Source organism: Kineococcus sp. DHX-1, from assembly GCF_042473625.1.
In the GTDB taxonomy this organism is placed as follows: Bacteria; Actinomycetota; Actinomycetes; order Actinomycetales; family Kineococcaceae; genus Kineococcus.
This window is the reverse complement of record NZ_CP170445.1, coordinates 135015-155442: the sequence shown is the minus strand read 5'-3', so window position 1 is coordinate 155442 and position 20428 is coordinate 135015. Positions and strand designations below refer to the sequence as shown.

The following is a 20428-nucleotide window of genomic DNA, read 5'->3' as shown; positions in this document are numbered from 1 at the left end:
GCCGGGACTGGAAGACTGGCGGTCCGACGACGGAAGAACCCGAGGAGCGTCCGTGGAACCGCACTCCCTGCTGGCCTTCGCCGGTCTGTGCGTCCTCCTGGCCCTGGCACCTGGCCCCGACACGTTCCTGGTCCTGCGCCACGGGGCGCGCGACGTCCGCGCCGGGGTGGCGGTCGCGGCGGGGTCGGCCGCCGGTTCCCTCGTCTGGGCCGTCGCCGTCGCCGTCGGACTGGCCGCGCTGCTGGAGCAGTCGGCCACGGCGTACCGGTTGGTCAAGATCGCCGGGGGCCTGTACCTGCTGCACCTCGGTGTCAGCGCCCTCGTCCGCAGCCGCCGCGGTTCCTCCCCCACGAGCGCCGCCGGCACGGAGGATCCCGGCGCGTCCGGGCCGGGGACCGCCCGCGGCGGTTTCCTGGCCGGGCTCCTGTCGTGCTGCCTGAACCCCAAGGTCGGGTTGTTCTTCCTCGCCGTCGCCCCGCAGTTCCTCCCCGGATCCGCGTCCGGCGGGGCCGGGTTCGCCGGGCAGGCCCTGCAGGTCCTGACGCTCGGCGTCATCGACGCCGCGATCGCGTTCGTCTACCTCGCCCTCGTCACCGCGGGGGCGGCGCGCGCGGCACGCTGGTTGCGCCGTCCCCGGGTGGCCCGCGCCCTGGACCGTACCTGCTCGGCGGTCCTCGCGGCCTTCGGTGTGGGGACGCTCGCCAGCGCGCGCTGAGCCCGGCCGACGGGTGGGGGTGAGCGAAGCCACACCCTCCCCGGTCCCGGGACCTACGACGGCCCGTCAGACTTGGGGGACCACCCCGTCACGAGGAGGACCCCATGACCTCCGGGCCGCTCGCCGCCCGCTGGTTCCGCGTCATCGCCACGTTCGAGGCGATCTCGTGGACCGCACTGCTCATCGCGATGTTCCTGAAGTGGATCGTCAAGGCTCCCCACGAGGGCGGGGTGCCGGTGGTCGGGATGGTCCACGGCATCGGCTTCGTGGTCTACCTGCTGTCCACCGTGTGGGCCGCCCGGACGATGGGGTGGTCCCTCAAGACTCTCGCCGTGGGTCTGGCCGCCGGGGTACCGCCCTTCGGCACCATCGTCTTCGAACGCTGGCTGCTGCGCCGCGGCCTGCTCACCACGCGATCGCGTCGAGGCTCGAGCGCAACCGCCTCCCCTTCGCGGGGTTGACGGCCTCCACGCGCGCCACCCGGCCCTGCAGGTGGGCCCGGAAGTCCGGGTGACCGTCCCGGTTCTGACCGTCCGGGCCGTGCTGCACGCAGTTGTGCAGCACGGCCTTGAGCCGGTCGAACTCCTCGCGCGGCACGTTCGGCCGCTCGTTGACGACCAGGCCCGTGACGAGCTGCCGCGCCCCGGCCCCGCGCACCCGCGTCTTGGCGGGGTTGAGCCGGAACCCCTCGTCCTCGGCGATCCCCGCCACGGCCCGCTCCAGCCGCCGCGGGTCGATGCCCTCGATCGAGGAGAACGTCAGGTCGTCCGCGTACCGCGTGTAGGTCGCACCGGTGGCCCGCGCCCAGCCGGCCAGCCGCCGGTCCAGGCCGAGCGCGACGAGGTTCGCCAGCGCCGGCGACGTCGGCGCCCCTTGCGGGAGGTGAGCCCGGGACAGGTTGCGGCGCAACCGGTGACGTTCGTCCGGCGAACCACCCGCGGGCATCGTCCGCAGGACGGTGAACGGCGTGACGTGCGTGACGAGCCCGGTCAGCACGTGGGCGACGGGTTCGGCGTACCCCGTCTGCCGGAACAGCCCGAACACGCGGGCGGCGGGGACGGCCGCGAAGAACCCCTCGAGGTCGAACCGGACGACGGTGCGGGCCTGCACGTGGTCCCACGCCCCCGTCAGCGCCGACCGCCCCGGCACGAACCCGTGCGCGGCGTCGTGCACCGGGAACCGCGCCAGCACCCGGTGCAGCAGCGTGCGCTGCACGGCCTTCAGCCGCGGCAGCGGTGCTTCCAGCAGCCGCGGGGCGCCGCGCTTCGCGGTCCAGCGCGACCGGTAGTGGTGCAGCGGACCCGCGGGTGCGCGGACCTGGAACCGGTGGACGTCGGCGAACCAGTCCAGGTGGGCGTCGTCCAGCTCGAGGAAGGCGGCGAGGTCGGCGACGGTGTCCAGCACCGGCACGCCCCACCGGTTGCGGCCCATCGCCGTCGCCGCGGTGGCCAGGTGCGCCACCCGCAGGGGCTCGCCGGCGCGCGAGGCCCTGGTGCGGGCCTCCTGGTACGGCGTGGACCAGGCGACGACCGCCTGCAGGGACCGGGTCTCGTCCAGCGGTGGCCGGGGGAACCGCTCGAGCACCTGCTCGGCGAGGGTCCGGACCCAGCGCACCCGCGGGCGCCCGACGGCCCGCCGCCCGCGCGCGGCGAGGTCGGCCGCCGTCCAGGGGCCGTCGAGGAAGGCGGCCGCGAGCGCCGCGGCGACGGGGTCGGGCGGCTCGCCCCTGCGGTCAGCCACGGCGGTCAGGAACGGGTGCGGTGACGTCGGGCGACCTGTCCTGCTGTGCGGGATCTACCGTGCGCGCAGCGCACAAAGGATCCTGCGACGTGGTGCCGGAGGAGACGTGCTGTCCCCGGGGTGACCCCGGAGCTGCTCGAGAGAGCCCTCTCGTCCCGGCGCCACCGCACGTGATCACCCTGGCACACGGAGGGCGGCCGCGGGCGGGGATGGGCAGGATGGCCGGGTGCTCCTCGCCGACGTCGTCACCACGTCCGCCGCCGTGGCCGCCACCCGGGCGCGCACGCGCAAGGTCGCCGAGATCGCCGACCTGCTGCGCCGGCTCGACCCCTCCGACCCCGCGGGGCTCGAGCTGACGACCGTCGTGGCCAGCTACCTCGGCGGCAGCCTGCCGCAGCGCCGGACCGGTCTGGGGTGGCGGTCCATGGCCTCCGCCCCGCCACCGGCGCAGGAGCCGTCGCTGGAGGTGCTGGACGTCCACGCCCGGTTCGACGCGATGGCGGCCCTCGCGGGCCCGGGGTCGCAGGGCCGGCGCTCGGCCGCCCTGGAAGACCTCCTCGGCCGCGCCACCGAGCAGGAGCAGCGGTGGCTGCGCGGCGTCGTCACCGGTGAGCTGCGCCAGGGCGCCCTCGACGCGCTGGTGCAGGACGCGGCCGCCGCCGTCGCGGGCGTGCCCGCCGCAGACGTGCGGCGCGCGGCGATGCTCGCGGGCTCCACCGTGGCGGCGGTCGTCGCGGCGCTGCGCGGCGGGGCGCAGGAGCTGGCGGGGTTCGGGCTGCAGGTGGGCCGTCCCCTGCTGCCGATGCTCGCCTCCAGCGCGACGACGGTCGCGGACGCGCTGAGCGGCCTGGGCGAGGGCCCGGTGGCCGTCGACACCAAGCTCGACGGGATCCGCGTGCAGGTGCACCGCCGCGACGGCGCGGTGACCATCGCGACCCGGACGCTGGAGGACATCACGGCGCGGCTGCCCGAGGTCGTCGCGGTCGTCGCGGCGCTGCCGGGCGGGGACGTCGTCCTCGACGGCGAGGCCCTGGCCCTCGACGAGGCCGGCCGCCCGCGGGCGTTCCAGGAGACCGCCTCGCGCACCGCGCAGGCGAGCGGGACGGTCGTGACCCCGTTCTTCTTCGACGTCCTGCACGCCGGCGGCCGCGACCTGCTCGACGTGCCGCTGCGCGAACGCCTCGACGTCCTGGACTCCCTCGTGCCCGCGCCCCACCGCGTCACCCGTCTCGTCACCGCCGACGCCGACGCGGCGACGGAGTTCGCCGCCTCGGCCGTCGCGGCCGGCCACGAGGGCGTCGTGGTCAAGGACCTCGCGTCGCCCTACGCGGCCGGGAGGCGCGGCGGGGCGTGGGTCAAGGTCAAACCCGTCCACACGCTCGACCTCGTCGTGCTGGCCGTCGAACGCGGTTCGGGGCGTCGTTCGGGGTGGTTGTCGAACATCCACCTCGGGGCCCGCGACCCGGAGTCGGGCGGTTTCGTCATGCTGGGCAAGACCTTCAAGGGCATGACCGACGAGGTGCTGGCGTGGCAGACGCAGCGCTTCCGGGAACTGCAGGTGGGTCCGGCCGGCGACGGCGGGTACGTCGTCCGCGTCCGCCCCGAGCAGGTCGTGGAGATCGCGTTCGACGGGTTGCAGCGGTCCACCCGCTACCCGGGCGGACTCGCGCTGCGGTTCGCCCGGGTCGTGCGCTACCGCGACGACAAGACCGCCGCGGAGGCCGACACCATCGAGACCGTCAGAGGTATCGCGTCGGGTCGAAGTCGGCCAGCGGGATGATCCGCACGCGCGGCAGGACGACGTTGAACGCGCGGACGTCGTCCTCGAGGTCGAACACCTTGAGGCCGCGCTCGGCGAGCCCGGCGTACTGGGAGTTCATGAACTCGCGGAACCCGACCATGCCGACCAGCCGGTCGCCCGTCAGGAGCCGGTCGACCTGCGGCAGGAAGTCGACGTCGTGGGAGCCCAGCAGGACGTCGCCCTCGCGGTCGACGAGGGCGTCCAGCGTGCGCTGGATGCCGATGTCGACGACCTTCTCCCCCGGCCCGCCGGCCAGCGGGATCGGCTGGTAGCCCAGGGCCAGCAACGCCTGCACGAACGACATCGGCAGGTGCCCGCTGGAGGCGTTGAGGAAGAACAACCCCTTGGCGGGCTGCTGGAACGTCGTGCGGGCGAAGTTGAGCAGGCGCTCCCAGCGCGGGCGCTGCTCGGGCCCGGGACGACCCTCGAGGATCGAGGCCCCCAGCGTCGCGTCGATGTTCTCGCCGTCGACGACGACGTACGTCGTCCGCTGCCCGTCAGTCACCACACGGGGAGGTTATTCCATCCCGGACACCTCAAGCCGACCCCCCGCGAGGTCGATGTTCCCCGTGTGACCGCACGCCCTCCCGCAGTCCGTCCCGTCGACCTGTCGTCGGCCCCCCTGCAGCAGACGCTCACCGCGCTGATCGCCGAGCGCGAGGCCTTCGTCGTCGTGGACGCGACGAGCGGTGTCCTCCTGCACGCGTGCCCCCGGGCCGTCGAGCTGCTCGGCTCGACGGTGGAGGGCCTCACCGGCCGCACGCTGACGGACGTGCTGTCCGTGCCGCACGGCGTCGACGTCGCCGAACTGCTCGGCGACCGCAGCCAGGGCCTGGAGGCCCTCGTGGCGGGCACCCCCGACGAGCGCTGGGTCCGCTGCACCTCCCGGCGGATCGACGGGACCGCCGCGACGCTGGTGCTGCTGGCCGACGTCACCCTCGCCCGCGCCGAGCTGTGGGACCTGCGCAGCAAGTCCCGCGCCGTCGAGCGCTCCCAGGCCGTGGTCGAGCTGTCGCCCGACGGGATCGTGCTCCGCGCCAACGACCTCGCCCTGGACCTCCTCGGGTACGAGGCGGACGACGTCGTGGGGCAGCACCACCGGATGTTCTGCGACGCCACCTACGCCGCCGGCCCCGACTACGTCGCGTTCTGGCGCCGCCTGCGCGCCGGCAGCACGGAGGCCGGTGAGTTCACGCGGTACGGCGCCAGCGGCCAGGAGATCCGCATCCGCGCGACCTACAACCCCGTCTTCGGGGCGGACGGCAAGGTCGTCAGGGTCATCAAGTACGCCTACGACGTCACCGGCGCCGCCCGCCGCGCGGTCGAGCTGGAGGGCCGCGTCGCCGCCATCGACCGGTCCCAGGCCGTCATCGAGTTCGGTCTCGACGGGACGGTGCTCGCCGCGAACGAGAACTTCCTGGCTCTGCTCGGGTACAGCGAGGCCGAGGTCGTCGGTCAGCACCACCGCCTGTTCGTCGACCCCGAGGACGCGGTGTCGGCGGAGTACCAGCGCTTCTGGGAGAAGCTCGGACGCGGGCACTTCGACGAGGGCACCTACCGCCGGATCACCAAGTCCGGTGAGGACGTGTTCATCCAGGCCACCTACAACCCGATCCTGGACCCCGAGGGTCGGCCGCTGAAGGTCGTCAAGTACGCCGTCGACGTCACGCGGAACACCGTGGAGAGCGCCGAGTTCGCCAGCCGCGTGCAGGCCGTCGACCGGGCCCAGGCCGTCATCGAGTTCGACCTCGAGGGCAACGTCCTGACGGCCAACGAGAACTTCCTGCGGACGATGGGCTACTCCCTCAAGGAGCTCCAGGGCCAGCACCACAGCCTGTTCTGCTCCGCCGAGTACCGGGTGTCCGCGGAGTACCGCGACTTCTGGCTGCGCCTGCGCAAGGGCGACTTCATCGCGGGACGCTTCCACCGGGTCGGCAAGTTCGACCGGGACGTGTGGATCCAGGCGACGTACAACCCCGTCTTCGACCTGCGCGGCCGGCCGTTCAAGGTCATCAAGTACGCCTACGACGTGACGGCGCAGGCCCAGCTCGAACAGCTCATCACCGCCAAGAGCGGGCAGATGAGCGAGACGGTGGCCGAGCTCTCGCACTCGATCGACTCCATCGCCTCGAACGCCGTCCAGGCCCGCGACCTCGCGGCCCGCACCCACGGGGACGCGCAGACGGGGTTCGAGGCGCTCAAGAGCTCGATGGCCGCGATCGAGCTCATCCGGCGCTCGTCGGGTTCCATCGCCGAGATCGTCCGCGTCATCACCGAGATCGCCGCCCAGACGAACCTGCTGGCGTTCAACGCCTCCATCGAGGCGGCGCGGGCCGGCGAGCACGGGGTCGGGTTCTCCGTCGTCGCGGGCGAGGTCCGCAAGCTCGCCGAGCGGTCCTCCACGGCGGCCGGTCAGATCGCCGAGCTCATCGCCGAGTCCGAGTCCCGCGTCAGCGAGGGTGCCGAGGTCTCCCGCGCGGCCCAGGAGGCGTTCGAGAACATCGTCTCCAGCGTCGCGCAGACGTCGGAGTCCATCTCGACGATCGCCGGGGCGACGCAGCTGCAGCAGGACACCTCCGCCGTGGTGCGCGCGCTCATCGCCGACCTCGCGGCGCGGACCAGCGCCGACTCGTGAGCCCGCGGTGAAGGTCGGACTCCTGCGCGTGCAGGGGGCGCTCGTCGCCCTGCCCGTGGACGTGCTGCGTGAGGTCGTCCCCCTGCCCGAGCGCTTCGACGCCCTGCCGACGGCCGCACCGGGGCTGGTCGGGGCCGTGCTGCTGCGCGAGACGGTCCTGCCCGTCCTGGACCTCGCGGCGCTCACCGGCACGACCGACGGCACCGCCTCCCCCGCGGCGGCGATGGGCGTCGTCGTCCTCGTGCACGACGGCCGCGCCCTCGGGGTGCTCGTCGACAGCGTCCACGACGTCGTCACCCTCGACCCGGCGGCGCTGCAACCGGTGGCCGCCGGGGAGCGGCGCCTGTTCACGGCAGCGTTCGTGCGGCCGGGCACCGGCGAGGTGGGCAGTCTCCTGGACCCGGCCGCCGTCTTCGGCGTCCCCGGGGTGCTCGCGATGACCAGCGCCCCGGACCCCGAGGGCGGACCCCCTGCGGGCACCGGCACCGGGCTCGACCCCGCCCACCTCGTGGTGCGGTGCACCTCGGCCGGGGGCGCCGGGGACGTGCTGCTCGCGATCGACGTCGCGGACGTCCAGACCACGCTGCCCTCGTTGTCCCCCCGACCCTCGCAGCTGTCGTCGTCGTGGTGCCTGGGCGTGACCGACCACGGCGACGTCCGGCTGCCCGTCGTGGACCCGCTGGCGCTGCTGGGGTTGCCCCCGGCGGACCGGTCGACCTCCTGGCAGGCCCTGCTCGTCCGCTCCGAGCGGGGGCTCCTCGCGCTCGTCTTCGCCGAGGCGCTCGACATCGTGCGGGTGGCGCCGTCGGCGCGCTCGACGGCACCGCCCTCGCGCGGTCTGGCGGCCGGCGTCGTCCGGGACGTGGCCCGCCTGCCCCAGGGGCCGGCGTTCGTCCTCGACGTGGCCGCCCTGCTCGCCGACCCCGAGGTCAGCGCGCTGACCTCCCTGAACACCGGTCCGGGGGCCGCGGCGCCCGCCGGCGAGGTCACCGGCCAGGTCACGGCCGTCCCCCGCCACGACCCCGTCGTGCTCTTCCGGGCCCGCGGCACGGTCACGGCCCCGCTGGACCAGGTGGACGGGGTGGTGCCCTTCCCCGCCGCCCCCGTGCCGTGGATCGGCGGGAGCTCCGACCTCGGCGCCCTCGTCACCGACACCGACGTGGTGCCCCTGCTGGACCTGTCCGAACTGCTGGGCCGTGGACGGCTCGCCGACCCCACCGCGGGCGTCGTCCTCCTGGTGCGTCCCCCGGCGGACGACCCGGACGGTCCTCCGCGCCGGGTCGGTCTCGTCGTGGAGGAGTTGTGCGACATCGAGCGTCCGGTGTGGCGCGAGGCCCTCGACGAGGCGGCGGCCGAGGAACGGGCACCCCTCGTGCGGACGGGCTCGGCCACGGGTCCGCTGCTCGCCTGCGTGGACCTGCACGCCCTGGCCGAACCCTTCGTCCGGGTGAGCAGGACCGCGACGGCCCCCTCCCGGGGGCCGGAGTTGTGGCACGCTGTCACACGTGACTGAGCAGTCGGTGGAAGCCCCCGCCGCCCCCCGTCGTGGACGCCCGCCCGCCTCCTCCCGCGAGGAGATCGAGACCGTCGCCATCGAACTCTTCCTGAGGAAGGGGTTCGAGGAGACGACGCTGGCGGAGATCACCGCCGCGGCCGGCGTGAGCAAGACGAGCTTCTTCCGCTACTTCCCGTCCAAGGGATCCATCATCTGGTGGCGCTTCGACGAGTTCACCGGCGGTCTCGGCGAGGCGCTGGACGCGTCCGCGGACTCCTCCGACGGCACGATGGACCTCGTGCGCGGCAGCGTCGTGACTGCGCTGCAACGGGTCCTGGACGACGAAGGCATGTGGATGCAGCGCGTCCGCGTCCTGTTCGAGTCGACGGAGCTGCGTTCGGGCGAGTCCGAGCAGTGGGCGGCGTGGCGGGACCAGATCGCCTCGTTCGTGGCCCGGAGACACGGTTTCTCCACGAGCGACGTGGCGCCGCAGAGCATCGCGGGCGCCGTGCACGGCGGGTACGTCGCGATGCTGCGCCGCTGGCTCGACGTCGAGGAGGTCGGTCGCGACGCGCTGACCCAGCTGGACGAGGAACTCCAGCCGTTGTGCCGGGTCCTGCAGAGCTGGCTCGACGGCTCCTGCGCCTGAGCAGTTCCTGAGGGTTTCCTAGATCGGCAGTTTCTAGACCTGGCGTCACTGCAACGATGGAAGTTCCTGGGAACGTCACCAGAGCACGACGCATAGTTCTCTGCTAGAAACTCCGACACGCCGGGGTGACGAGTGTTTCCCGTCACTCCCGGCCCCCTCAGCGCGAGAGCAGGACCGCGACCTCGACGTGCGGGGTGTGGGGGAACATGTCGAGGACCCGCGCCCGCACCGGACGCAGCGAGGGCATCTCGCTCAGGTCGGCGGCGAGCGTCTCGGGGTTGCAGCTGGAGTAGACGACGTGCCGGACGCCGGAGCGTTCCAGCCACCCCGCGAGCTCCGGGCCGATGCCCCGGCGGGGCGGGTTGACGACGACGAGGTCCGGGACGTCCGTCGCCGCGAGCGCGAAGGCCGTCGCGTCACCGGCGGCGAACGCGACCCCCGGCAGGTCCCGGGCGGCCAGGCGCGCGCTCTCGACGGCCTCGGCGCTCACCTCGATGCCGACGACCCGCCGCCCGGGGGCGGCGCAGTGCAGCGCGAAACCGCCGACGCCGCAGTAGAGGTCCCACACGGACGCCGGGGCGACCTCGTCCACCCACTGCCGGACCTGGGCGTAGAGCGCCGTCGCGACGTCGGTGTTGGTCTGGAAGAAGCTGCGCGGACGCAGGTCCAGCTGCACCCCGCCCAGCGGCATGGGCAGCGTCGTGCGCTCGGTGAGCGCGACCTCCACCTCGCCTTCGAGGACGGCCTTGTGCTCGGGCAGGAGGTTCGCCGTGACGACCGCGATACCCGTCGCCTCCCGCAGCAGGCGGGGCAGGTGCTCGCGCAGGCGCGGCAGGGCGCGGTCGGAGCGCAGGACGAACCGCACCATGAGCTCGCCCGCGGGCGACTCCGTGACGAGGACGTGCTTGAGCTCACCGCGCCGGCGGGGCACGTCGTAGGGGGTGAGGCCGGCCCGCGTCACGAAGCGCGCCACGTGCGGCAGCGCCGCCCGGATGCCCTCGGCCACGACGGGGCACGAGCGCAGGTCGACGCCGCGGCCGCCGGCGTCGAGGATGCCCAGGGTCGGGTGCTCGACCGTCCCCCCCACCACCATCTTGGCCTTGTTGCGGTACCCGTCCTCCCGGCTGCGCACGGTCGGCAGCCACTGCAGCCCGGGACTCTCCCCCAGCAGCTCGGCGCAGCGTTCCTCCTTGCCGCGCACCTGGTCGGCGTAGGGCAGCTCGATCAGGGTGCAGGAGCGGCAGGCGTGGGCGTCGAAGTACGAGCACTGCATGGCTCCCCCATCCTCTCAGAGGTCCCGGGCGCAGCAGAGGGACAGCGACGAGCCGACGTAGGGGCCGAAGGCCTCGATCCGTGCGTAGCCCTCGCGCAGGTAGAAGCGCAGGGCCTCCGGCTGCGCCGTGCCGGTCTCCAGCAGCATCCGGCGCACCCCGCGGGCCCGGGCGGCGTCCTCAAGCGCCCGCAGGACGGCGGTCGCCACGCCGCTGCCGCGCGATCCCGGGTCGACGTACATCCGCTTGACCTCCGCCTCGCCCGGACCGAGGGGGCGCAGTCCCCCACAGGCCACCGCCCGGCCGGCGGCGTCGCGCGCGACGAGGAAGACGGGGACGTCGTCCGCGGTGGGAGCGGTCCCCGGTTCGTGGTCGTCGCTGCCGTAGCGGGCGTCGAGCTCGGCCCGCTGGGCCGCCCGCAGGCGGGCGCCGTCCGGGGCGTCCCACGGTTCGGCCTGCACGGTGAACTGCTGTTCCGTCACGTCCGTTACCGTAACGCCTGTCACGAACCGCTCGTCCAGGAGGTCCCCCGTGCCCCGTCGCCGCGACGTCGACGCCCAGCGCCGCACGCTGTCCGCCGCCGTCTGGGCGGTGCTGGCCCGCGAGGGCCTGCCCGGCCTGACCCTGCGGGCCGTCGCGGAGGAGGCGGGCTGCACGACCGGGCTGGTGCTGCACGCCTTCACCGACAAGCGCGCCCTGCTGCGCCACGCGCGCGAACTGCTGCACGAGCGGACGGGGGCCCGCGCCGACGCCGCGGCGGGCGCTGCCGAGAACCCCGCGTCCGCCGTGCGGGACGTGCTGCGCCAGGCCCTGTCGCTGACCGACGACAAGCGCGAGGAAGCCAGGGTGTGGGTGGGTTTCCTCGCCGCCGCCCTCCCCGACGAGGACCTGCGCGCCGTGCACGTGGCGCACAACCGCGCGTTCCTCACGCGCGTCGGTGAGCTCGTCGGGGCCTGCCGGCCCGACCTGGCGCCGGCGGCCCGCCGGCACGCGGCCGTGGCCCTCGTGGCGCAGGTGGAGGGCCTCAACGCCCTCGCCGCCGCCGACCCGCAGACCTACACGCCGCACCGGCAGCGTGCCGCTCTCGACCGGGTCCTCGCCACGCTGCTGTCCCCGACCGGGTGAAGCCGCCGGCTCACTCCAGCCAGACGCGGTCCCCGAACCCCCCGCGCTCGGCGCGCTTGGCCGCCGCGCGCCGGACGACCTCGTCGATCGTCGTGCCGCAAGCCCCGGCGACGGCCACGAGCACCTCGTAGACGTCCGCGGCCTCGGCGAGCCGTTCCTCCACCGTGGTGGCGGCACGCAGTTCGCCGGCCTCCTCGACGACCTTCTCGAGCACGGCGTCGACGAACTCGTCCCCGCCCAGCACCCGCACGACGGGTTCCTCCCCGTTCGCGCGGATCACGTCCGGGATGCGGTCGCGCACCAGTTTCCCCACGCGGTCTTCCTACCGCAGCCGCCGCACCGACGGCTGGTCAGGGGCGCGCACCCGCCGGCCGCGGCCTGCTGAACAGGTACCCCTGGGCCAGGTCGCAGCCGAGCGAGAGCAGGACGTCCCGCTGCTCGTCGGTCTCCACGCCCTCCGACACGCAGACCAGCCCCATCGAGCGGGCCAGGTGCACGCAGGCGCCGACGATGGCGCGGTCCGGTCCGCTGTCCACGACACCCGACACGAACGACCGGTCGATCTTGAGCTCGTGCACCGGGAACCGCTGCAGGTACGTCAGGCTCGCGTACCCCGTGCCGAAGTCGTCCACAGCGATCTGCATCCCCAGACCGGACAACGCCTGCAGCGTCGTCAGCGCGGTCTCCGGGTCGACCATCAGCGCCGTCTCGGTGATCTCCAGGACGACCTGGCTCGCCGGGACGCCGTACCGGGCCAGGGCACTGGTCACCAGCAGCACCAGGTCCGGGTCGGCGAGCTGCCGGGTCGAGATGTTCACGCTGACCTGCACGCCGACGCCCGCGGCGTTCCAGGCGGCGGTCTGAGCAACCGCGGAGTCAAGGACCCACGCGCCGATCTCGCGGATCAGCCCGGACGCCTCGGCGACCTCGATGAACTCGCCCGGTCCCAGCAGACCGCGCTCGGGGTGCTGCCACCGGACCAGGGCCTCCACCCCGGTGGTCGCGCCGTCGGCGAGCCGGACCCGGGGTTGGTAGTGCAGCCGGAACTCCCCCTCGGCGAGCGCGGTCCGCAGTTCCTGCAGCAGTCGCAGGCGGTCGGCGGCGCCGTCGGCGGCGTGCGGGTCGTGGACGGCCATCCCACCCCGGCCGACGCCCTTCACGGAGTACATCGCCGTGTCGGCCCGCCGCAGCAGGGCGTCGGCGGCCGCCGCGCAGGCAGGTCCTCCGGTGCCGCCGTCCACGGTGCAGGCCCACACGTCGCCCGGCACGTCGGCGAAGGCGATGCCCGCGCTGGCCGAGGGGACGACCTCGATGCCGGCGACGACGACCGGCGCCGCGAGTTCGGCGAGCAGCCTGCGGCACAACGCCTCGGCCTCGTCCGCTCCGGGGAGGACCTCGGCGACGACGAACTCGTCCCCGGCGAACCGGGCCAGGACCGCGTCCGGCCGCAGGGCAGCCCGCAGGCGTCCGCCCAGGACGCGCAGGAGTTCGTCACCGCCGGCGTGCCCGACGCTGTCGTTGACGGCCTTGAACCCGTCGAGGTCGAGGAAGACCACGGCCAGCCGTCCCGTCGGGTCCGCGCCGTCCGACGTCAGACCCGTCAGGGAGGTGGCGAGGGCGGCGTGCAGACCCGTGCGGTTGAGCAGACCCGTGACCGGGTCGTGGTGGACGAGGTGCTGCAGGTGCGCCTCCGCGGCCGCGCGCTGCGCCTCCGAGGCCTCCGCGGCCCGCTTCGACGTCAGCAGCTCCTGCTCGTAGCGGCGGCGTTCGCGCGCGCCGAAGAGCGCCACCAGGACCGTCGGACCGTCCGGGCCGGTGACGCTCGTGGCGCTGAGAAAGGCCGCGTGCCGGGTGCCACCGGTCCCGACCACCTGGACCGAGACCTCCTCGACGCGACCGGACACGCCGAGCTTCGGCAGCCCGTGCGTCGTCCACACGATGCGGTCCCCGACCGGCAGCAGGCGCGCGAACGGCGTGCCGACGACGTCCTCGCGCGACAGCCCGGTCCACGACGTGAACGTCCGGTTCGCGTCCAGCACGAGGCCCGCGTCGCCGTCGAGGACGAGGTGGGCGCACGGGGATTCCTGCCACCAGCCCGCCGCGACCGGTCCGGCGACGGCCTCGTCCGGTGGCACGACGACGGTCACGGTCGGGCCAGGTGCGCGGCGAGGTGGGCGCGGACCGCGGTGGCCGTCTGCACCGGGGCACTGATGTGGGGGCAGTGGCCGGTCGCGTCGAGCGCCACGAGGTGCCCGTGCGGCAGCGCGGCCGCCACGGCCGCCCCGACCGCCTCCGGGGCCAGCGCGTCGTGCCGGCACTGCAGCACCAGCGTGGGGAGCTGCACCCGCGGCAGGACGTCCCGGGCGTCGCTGAGGAAGATCGCCCGCGCGAAGGCCGCGGCCGCGTCGGGGTGGGTGCCCAGGAAGCTCTCGGTGAGTTCCGCTCCCAGGTCGGGGTCCTGCGGGGTTCCCATGACGACCGGCGCCATCGCGGCGGACCAGGCGTAGTAGTTGCTGTCGAGGGATTCCAGGAGCTCGTGGATGTCCTCCAGCGAGAAACCCCCGGTCCACCCCGTCTCGGGCTCGTCGACGTACCGGGGCGAGGGTGCCACCAGGGACAGCGACGCGAAGCGGTCGGGCTGGGCGGCCGCGGCCAGCAGCGAGACCACCCCGCTGACCGAGTGCGCCACGACGTTGACGTCCTGCAGGTCCAGCGCCGCGCACACCTCGAGCAGGTCCTGGGCGTACCCCGTCAGCGTGCCGTGGCGCACCGGGTCGAAGTCCGCCATGCGCGTCGACCCGGACCCGGCGTAGTCGAAGAGGACGACGCGGTGGTCGGTGAAGTGGGGGAGCAAGCGCTGCCAGGCGCTCTGCCCGGCACCGAAACCGTGCGCGAGCAGGAGCACCGGTCCGTCGGGATCACCGGCTTCGGTCACGCAGTGGCGGGTGAGCACCGAGGACGGCTCGGGAACGCTGAGGACGGGGGTCGGCAGCCCGCACCGCTGGACCCCGCCCCGACCGGGGCAGGGCGACGCGGCGACGGAACCGGTGGTCGGGTGCATGAGGGTCCTCACGGTGGATGCAGACGAGGTGGTCATCGGCGCGGGCGGCGCCGGCCCTGATCCTCCGGACGGGCGACCTCGGAGGAGCTCAGGTGAGGACGGTGCGGGTCGTCGTCTCCTGCTCGGCCAGCACGGTCCCGATGAGCGCCTGGGTGTGGTTGATCTCCTCGACGGCCGCGTGGATCCCGGCGAGCGACGTGACGACGGCCCGCACCCGGTCCTGGATCGTGGCGACCTTGTGGCTGACGTCGTCGGTGGCCCGCTCGGTCTGGGAGGACAGCTCCTTGACCTCACCCGCCACGACGGCGAAACCCTTGCCCGCCTCCCCCGCCCGCGCGGCCTCGATCGTGGCGTTCAGGGCGAGGAGCTTCGTCTGCGCCGCGATCGACTGGATGGCCCGCACGACGTCGTCGATCTCGCTGCTGGCCTGGCCGAGCGCGGCCACCTGCCCGTTCGCCTCCTGCGCCAGCGCCTCGCCCTGGGCGGCGACACCGGCGGCGGACGTGACGTTCCGCTCGACCTCGGCGATGGAGGACAGCAGCTCCCCGCCGGCCTCCCGCAACCGGGTCCCGGCGGTCAGCCGCTCCATGGCCTGTCCCACGAGGAACGCCGTGTTGCGCAACGCGCTCTCCCGGCTCGCGGACATGATGAGCGTCCGGGTGGCGAAGAAGTCCATCGTGCCGATCAGCCGGCCTCCGACGACGACGGGCAGGCAGACGCCGGACTTGACCCCCGCCCGCTGCGCCGCGGGCGCCCGGACGCAGTCGGTCATCTCACCGAGGTCCTCGACGAACACGAGGTCCTGCTTCGCCCACGTGCGCCCGGACAGACCGACACCCTTGGCGAACGACGCCGACAGGGTGACGCGGCGGAACTCCTCACCCGCGGTCCCCGACTCCAGCTCGAACCGCAGGACCTGCGCCTGCTCGTCGAGACGCCAGAACGACCCGTACTGCCAGTCGAAGTCGCGGCGCACGACGTCGAGCGCTGTGCGCAGGACGAGTTCCTCGTCCGAGGCCGTGGTGAGTTCCCGGATGACGGTCGAGACGGCGTCGACGTCCTGGGCCGCCTTCTCCTGGCGCACGACCTCGTGGGCGCGTTCCAGGGCGCTGGAGACGAGCACGCCGACGGCGCGCAACGCGTCCAGCCGCCCCTGGGACGGCGCCAGCACCTCCGTCGTGAAGAAGTCCATCGTCCCGACGACCCGCCCGCGGTCGACGATCGGGAAGCACACACCCGACTTCACCCCGGCCCGCTGCGCGGCAGGAGCACGGACGCAGTCGGTGACCTCGGCCAGGTCGGGCACGAACACGAGGTCGCGGGACCGCCAGGCCCGTCCCGACAACCCGACCCCCTCGGCGAAGGAGGCCTCCAGGGTCACCTGTCGGAACTCGGCCCCGGCGTCGCCCGACTCCTGGGCGAACCGCAGCACGCCGCGACCCCCTCCCCCCGACGGGTCGAGCGCCCAGAACGACCCGTAGGCCCAGCCGAACCGCTCCCGGACCGTGTCGAGGGCGATCCGCACCGCCTCCTGCGGGGACCGCACCGACGCCAGGGCGCGCACCACCTCGGTCATGGCGGCGACGTCGGCCTCGCTGGCGACGAGCCGGGCGGTGGTGCTGGCGAGGACCGCCGTGGAGTTCTTGCCGAACATGTCGCTCCTGGGACGAGGGAACCCGCCGTCGGGCCCCGGCGGAACTGCCGGTGCGCTGTCCCCACGTCATCGACAGGCCGGACGAGTGGTTGAGACGGCGACGAAACGTTCACTCGTTCGGCGGTTGCTTCTAGTTCTTCTACTTCTCTAGAACACGAGCGCTTGCGCAACCTCCTCTCTTGTCCCGTTGCGCGCCAACTGATGTCCGAGACAGGAGCCGGCCACCGAGGAGCCCCGCACGGACGCCGTCGTGCGGACTCGCGCGTTCCCGCCGAACTCGTCGCCGGCCAGGCCCGGGGGACCTCTTCGCCGTGCGCACCGCCGTCGGTGTCCTCGGGGTGGACTTCGTCCTGCTGCCCGGCCACGAGGGCTGCGGTGCGGTCGCCGCTGCCTCCACGTCTCCGCCGCCCACCACGCCGAGCGCACGGACCCCACGGAGGTCGCGGAGTGGCACGCGTCCGCGACGGCCGACCTCCTACAGCAGCGGTCCACCCTGCTGCGGGAAGCGGTGTTCCACGGCGGCGTGGGGTCCCGGCCGCCGTGCACGAACTCCCCACGGGTCGGGTGCTGCCCGGCCACGTCCGTCACGACAGGACGAGAGCACCGGCATCGCGACGGACGTGCGTCCGCAGGCCCCGACGCACTGACGGGCGGCGGGATCAGGAGCGCGCGGCGATCCCGGAACCCCGGGTGACGACCCGGTTCCGGCCTGCCCGCTTCGCGGCGTAGAGCCGGCGGTCGGCCGCCGAGAGGAGCGCGCTGAACGTCGTGTGGCCCTCGCGCACCCCGGCGAGGCCGATGCTCACGGTCACGGGTGCCCCCGGGCACAGGTCGGACCAGTCGCGTTCGGCCACCGCGCGGCGCAGCGACTCCGCCGCCTGCTCGGCCTCCTCCGCCGAACCGGTGAAGGCGACGACGAACTCCTCGCCCCCCAGCCGGCCGGCGAAGGCACCGATCCGTTCCCCGCTGCTGCGCAACACCTCGGCGAACTGCTGCAGGACGGCGTCGCCGACCTCGTGGGAGAACGTGTCGTTGACGGCCTTGAAGTGGCCGACGTCGAGCAGGAACACCGAGAGGTCGGCGGCGGGACCGTCCGCCAGCAGGCCCTCGAGGTGGACCTGCGCCGCGCGCCGGTTCGGCAGTCCCGTGAGGGCGTCGGTGTGCGCGAGCAGCTTGTAGTGGTCGCGGTCGCGCCGGGCGGTGCGGGCGTCGTACTCCGCCTGCGCGAGCAGCACCCGGGTCGCGTCCTGGGCCTCCTGCAGCGCGCGGCGCGCCGCGTCGTGCCGGAGCTGGGCGCGGTAGGCGGCTTCCCACTGACCGCGGTCCGCGAAGAGACCGGCCTGCAAGGCCTCGACGTCGGCGAGGAGGCCGGGGAGCTGTCGAGCGGCAGCGAGGTCCCTCGCGCGGGTGAGTTCCCGTTCGGCGTCGTCGGTCCGTCCGAGGGCGCGCAGGACCGAGCACAGGGTGAGGATCACCAGGACGAGGTGGTCGGCCTGCGTGGTGGTGCGGTCCGCCGTCCCCACCGCCTCCCGGACGGTGCGCAAGGCGTCGTCGGGACGGCCGTCGGCCAGCTCGATGCAGGCGATGGTGTCGAGGTCGGCCTGCCGCAGCACGATCCCGTGCCGCGCGGACAGGTGGCGCAGCTGGGCCACGAGCGCCAGCGCACCGGTCACGTCCCCGTCCAGCAGCAGCCACCAGGCGCGGTTGTTCGCGGTGAACACCTCCCACCGCTTGTCCTGCTCCGCACGGGCGAGCCGGTCCAGCTCGACGAACACGTCGCTGCGGGAGTGCGCGGCGTCGTCGAGGACGACCGTCAGCGCCAGCAGGTGCTCGGCCCGCAGCCACCCCGGAGCCGACTCGGGCAACGTCTCGACGCTCAGGAGTCCGTGACGTCGGGCCTCGACGACGTTCCCGGCGAGCAGGTGCAGCACGAACTGGAGGAAGTGCACCCGGGCCAGCAGTTCCGCGTCCTCGTGCCGGCGGGCCGTCTCACCGGCTGACACCACCAGCTCCAGGGACTCCCGGGCGCGGCCGGCGGCCTGCAGCACGTCGGCCACGACGAGCTGGGCCCGGGCCCGCAGCACCTCGCAACCCGCGTCCGCCGCGGCACGTTCGAGGGCGCGGGCCTCGTGCTCCTGCCCGGCGAGGCCGAAACCCCGGTCCCGCTCGAGGGTGTGCAGGCGGTGCAGCAGGTCCGCGTGCTCGTCCTGGTGGTGGTGTGCGGACAACCGGCTGCTCCCTCCACGCGCTGCGGCCCCGTCGCCGACGCCCGTCGTCGGCCACCAGGACATCGACCTCGACGCCTCGGCCCTTGAGCATGCCCCCTCGGAGGGCGGACCGCCGCTGATCCGCCTAGCGTGGCCCGCACCGCCAGCCACGAGCCGGGAGACGCCCGTGACGACGACGCACCCCACCCCCACCACGATGCAGACCGACGACGTCCGCCAGGACCTCGCGGACCGCTACCCGCCCATCGCCGACCACGCCCTCGTCGGGGACGGCGAGACCGCGGCGCTCGTCGGCCTCGACGCGCGCATCGCCTGGGCCTGCCTGCCGCGCTTCGACTCCCCCGCGGTCTTCGCCTCGCTGCTCGACGCCGACCGCGGCGGGCGCTGGGACCTGCCGGTGCGGGACCTGCGCAGCAGCCGCCAGCACTACCTGCCGGGATCGGCGGTGCTCGTCACCGAGCTCACGACGGGCACGGGAACACTGCGCGTCACGGACGCGCTGCTGCTGGACGGCGCACTGCGCCCCCGGACGTCATCGGCGACGGGTGCCCTCGGCCGGCTGCTGGAGGTGACGCACGGGACGGTGGACGTCCGCACCGTCCTGCGCGGACGCGACGGCGCAGCCGTCGAGGGTTCCCCGGTTCCCCTTCCCGACGGTGGGGAACGCGCCCTGCACCTCTCGTCCTCCCGGGACACCGGCCGGGGGCACGTGCTCCGCGCCGGCGACCGGTGGGCGCTCACGCTCTCCTGGACGGGGGAACCGCTCGACCTCGACCCCGACGCCCTGGCGGAGGCGTTGCAGCGCACCGACACCGCCTGGCGGGACTGGAGCGCGGGTGTCCGGTTCGACGGTCCGCACGCCGACCTCGTCCTGCGCAGCGCCATCACCCTCAAGCTCTGCGACCACCACGCGAGCGGTGCCGTCGTCGCGGCCCCCACGTCGTCGCTGCCCGAAGCCGTCGGCGGTGAGCGGAACTGGGACTACCGGTTCACCTGGGTCCGCGACGCCGCCTACACGGTGTACGCGTTGCGGCGCATCGGGATGGTCGAGGAGTCCGACGCGTTCCTCGACTGGGTGCTCGACGCCGCGACCCGGGAGGACGCCCGGCCCGACGTGCTCTACACGCTCGACGGGACGTTCCCGCAGGACGAGATCGAGGACGAGGACTTCGAGGGGTACCGAGGGTCGGGTCCCGTCCGCTGGGGCAACGGGGCGAGCGGTCAGCTGCAGCACGACGTCTACGGCGAGATCCTCGACTGCGCCTACCAGCACGTCCGCCACGGTGGAACCCTGACCGACGCGCGGTGGGCCCACCTGGAGCACCTCGGCCGGCTCGCCGAACGCCACCACCTCACCCCGGACCAGGGGATCTGGGAGATCCGCGACGCGGGCCGCCCGTTCACCTACTCGGTCGCGATGTGCCAGGTGGCGTTCGACCGCCTCGCGCGGCTCGCCGAACTCAGCGGTCGTGCGGACCGTGCGGCGCACTGGCGGACGCTCGCCGACGACGTCCGCGAGGACCTGCTGGAGCGGGCGTGGAGCGAGGAGGACGGCTGCTTCACCGAACACCTCGACCAGCCCGGGACGCTCGACGCGAGCCTGCTGGCGTTGCCGCTGCGCCGCGTCGTGGACGCGGCCGACCCGCGGATGGTGGCCACGGTGGACGCCGTGGCGCGCAAGCTCTCCCCCGGCGGCGGACTGCTGTACCGCTACCTGCACGCCGACTCCCCCGACGGCCTCGAGGGGAACGAGGGGGCGTTCGTGCTGTGCTCGTTCTGGTGGGTCGACAACCTCGTGCAGAGCGGACGCGTGCAGGAGGCGCGAGAACTGTTCGAGAGCCTGGCGGCACGCGTCAACCACGTGGGGTTGCTGGCCGAGCAGGTGGAGCCGACGACGGGTGAGTTCCTCGGGAACTTCCCGCAGGCGTTCAGCCACATCGGGCTGATCTCCTCCGCGGTGCTGCTGGCCCGCACCGAGGGCACGAGGTCGCCGACGTCGTAGCTGTCGTCCGCGGGGTTCAGGACGCGTACGGGATGTCTGCACCCTGGTGGCG

17 protein-coding genes are annotated in these 20428 nt (G+C 73.9%); 8 read left to right on the top strand and 9 right to left on the bottom strand.

Annotation, left to right across the window (positions count from 1 at the left end; translation table 11 throughout):
* The first annotated feature begins 52 nt into the window (after positions 1-52).
* Positions 53-715 (top strand): LysE family translocator, encoded by a 663-nt coding sequence (locus ACFEMC_RS00640; RefSeq protein ID WP_380172607.1) that lies wholly within the window; start codon positions 53-55, stop codon positions 713-715.
* 104 nt (positions 716-819) lie between these two features.
* On the top strand, positions 820-1176 hold the full coding sequence (locus tag ACFEMC_RS00635; protein ID WP_380172605.1) for a DUF3817 domain-containing protein: 357 nt from the start codon (positions 820-822) through the stop codon (positions 1174-1176).
* On the opposite strand, the gene ACFEMC_RS00630 is transcribed toward ACFEMC_RS00635, so the two are convergent.
* Positions 1121-2455, bottom strand: coding sequence for a reverse transcriptase family protein (locus tag ACFEMC_RS00630; protein ID WP_380172603.1), 1335 nt, complete (start codon positions 2453-2455; stop codon positions 1121-1123). The two genes, ACFEMC_RS00635 and ACFEMC_RS00630, sit on opposite strands and share 56 nt — an antisense overlap.
* A gap of 226 nt (positions 2456-2681) precedes the next feature.
* On the opposite strand from ACFEMC_RS00630, the gene ACFEMC_RS00625 reads away from it, so the two are divergent.
* Positions 2682-4235, top strand: a complete 1554-nt coding sequence (locus ACFEMC_RS00625) for an ATP-dependent DNA ligase (RefSeq protein WP_380172602.1) — start codon at positions 2682-2684, stop codon at positions 4233-4235.
* Here the strand turns inward: ACFEMC_RS00625 and ACFEMC_RS00620 are convergent.
* Entirely contained in the window at positions 4195-4764 is a 570-nt protein-coding gene (locus tag ACFEMC_RS00620) for a nuclease (protein ID WP_367638011.1), read from the bottom strand. The genes ACFEMC_RS00625 and ACFEMC_RS00620 overlap by 41 nt on opposite strands.
* Positions 4765-4827: 63 nt before the next feature.
* Here ACFEMC_RS00620 and ACFEMC_RS00615 point away from each other — a divergent pair, with 63 nt between their 5' ends.
* From ACFEMC_RS00615 to ACFEMC_RS00605, 3 genes are read left to right on the top strand one after another with little or no spacing between them, the layout of a single operon-like run.
* On the top strand, positions 4828-6891 hold the full coding sequence (locus ACFEMC_RS00615) for a PAS domain S-box protein (RefSeq protein WP_380172599.1): 2064 nt from the start codon (positions 4828-4830) through the stop codon (positions 6889-6891).
* A gap of 7 nt (positions 6892-6898) precedes the next feature.
* A complete protein-coding gene (locus tag ACFEMC_RS00610; protein WP_380172597.1) occupies positions 6899-8404 on the top strand; it encodes a chemotaxis protein CheW in 1506 nt (501 codons plus the stop codon).
* Positions 8397-9035 carry a TetR family transcriptional regulator gene (locus ACFEMC_RS00605; RefSeq protein ID WP_380172595.1) on the top strand — a complete coding sequence of 213 codons (639 nt, stop codon included), beginning with the start codon at positions 8397-8399 and terminating at the stop codon, positions 9033-9035. Before ACFEMC_RS00610 ends, ACFEMC_RS00605 begins: the two co-directional genes overlap by 8 nt.
* A 157-nt stretch (positions 9036-9192) precedes the next feature.
* Here ACFEMC_RS00605 and rlmC read toward each other — a convergent pair whose 3' ends face one another.
* Complete coding sequence (gene rlmC / locus ACFEMC_RS00600; protein WP_380172593.1) at positions 9193-10308, bottom strand: 23S rRNA (uracil(747)-C(5))-methyltransferase RlmC; 1116 nt, start codon at positions 10306-10308, stop codon at positions 9193-9195.
* A 15-nt stretch (positions 10309-10323) separates the two neighbouring features.
* Entirely contained in the window at positions 10324-10788 is a 465-nt protein-coding gene (locus tag ACFEMC_RS00595) for a GNAT family N-acetyltransferase (protein ID WP_380172591.1), read from the bottom strand.
* A gap of 49 nt (positions 10789-10837) precedes the next feature.
* On the opposite strand from ACFEMC_RS00595, the gene ACFEMC_RS00590 reads away from it, so the two are divergent.
* Positions 10838-11431 (top strand): TetR/AcrR family transcriptional regulator, encoded by a 594-nt coding sequence (locus ACFEMC_RS00590; RefSeq protein WP_380172589.1) that lies wholly within the window; start codon positions 10838-10840, stop codon positions 11429-11431.
* 10 nt (positions 11432-11441) lie between these two features.
* On the opposite strand, the gene ACFEMC_RS00585 is transcribed toward ACFEMC_RS00590, so the two are convergent.
* The 5 genes from ACFEMC_RS00585 to ACFEMC_RS00565 all read right to left on the bottom strand — a co-directional run bounded on the left by ACFEMC_RS00585 (position 11442) and on the right by ACFEMC_RS00565 (position 18374).
* Positions 11442-11744, bottom strand: a complete 303-nt coding sequence (locus ACFEMC_RS00585; protein ID WP_380172587.1) for a nucleoside triphosphate pyrophosphohydrolase — start codon at positions 11742-11744, stop codon at positions 11442-11444.
* A 37-nt stretch (positions 11745-11781) separates the two neighbouring features.
* Positions 11782-13578, bottom strand: coding sequence for a putative bifunctional diguanylate cyclase/phosphodiesterase (locus ACFEMC_RS00580; RefSeq protein ID WP_380172585.1), 1797 nt, complete (start codon positions 13576-13578; stop codon positions 11782-11784).
* A complete protein-coding gene (locus tag ACFEMC_RS00575) occupies positions 13575-14492 on the bottom strand; it encodes an alpha/beta fold hydrolase (RefSeq protein ID WP_380172583.1) in 918 nt (305 codons plus the stop codon). Before ACFEMC_RS00575 ends, ACFEMC_RS00580 begins: the two co-directional genes overlap by 4 nt.
* 88 nt (positions 14493-14580) lie before the next feature.
* Entirely contained in the window at positions 14581-16146 is a 1566-nt protein-coding gene (locus ACFEMC_RS00570) for a GAF domain-containing protein (RefSeq protein WP_380172581.1), read from the bottom strand.
* A gap of 659 nt (positions 16147-16805) precedes the next feature.
* Positions 16806-18374, bottom strand: coding sequence for a diguanylate cyclase (locus tag ACFEMC_RS00565; protein ID WP_380172579.1), 1569 nt, complete (start codon positions 18372-18374; stop codon positions 16806-16808).
* Between the two features lie 166 nt (positions 18375-18540).
* Between ACFEMC_RS00565 and ACFEMC_RS00560 the strand changes: the two genes are divergently transcribed.
* On the top strand, positions 18541-20376 hold the full coding sequence (locus tag ACFEMC_RS00560; protein ID WP_380172576.1) for a glycoside hydrolase family 15 protein: 1836 nt from the start codon (positions 18541-18543) through the stop codon (positions 20374-20376).
* Positions 20377-20428 lie beyond the last annotated feature (52 nt).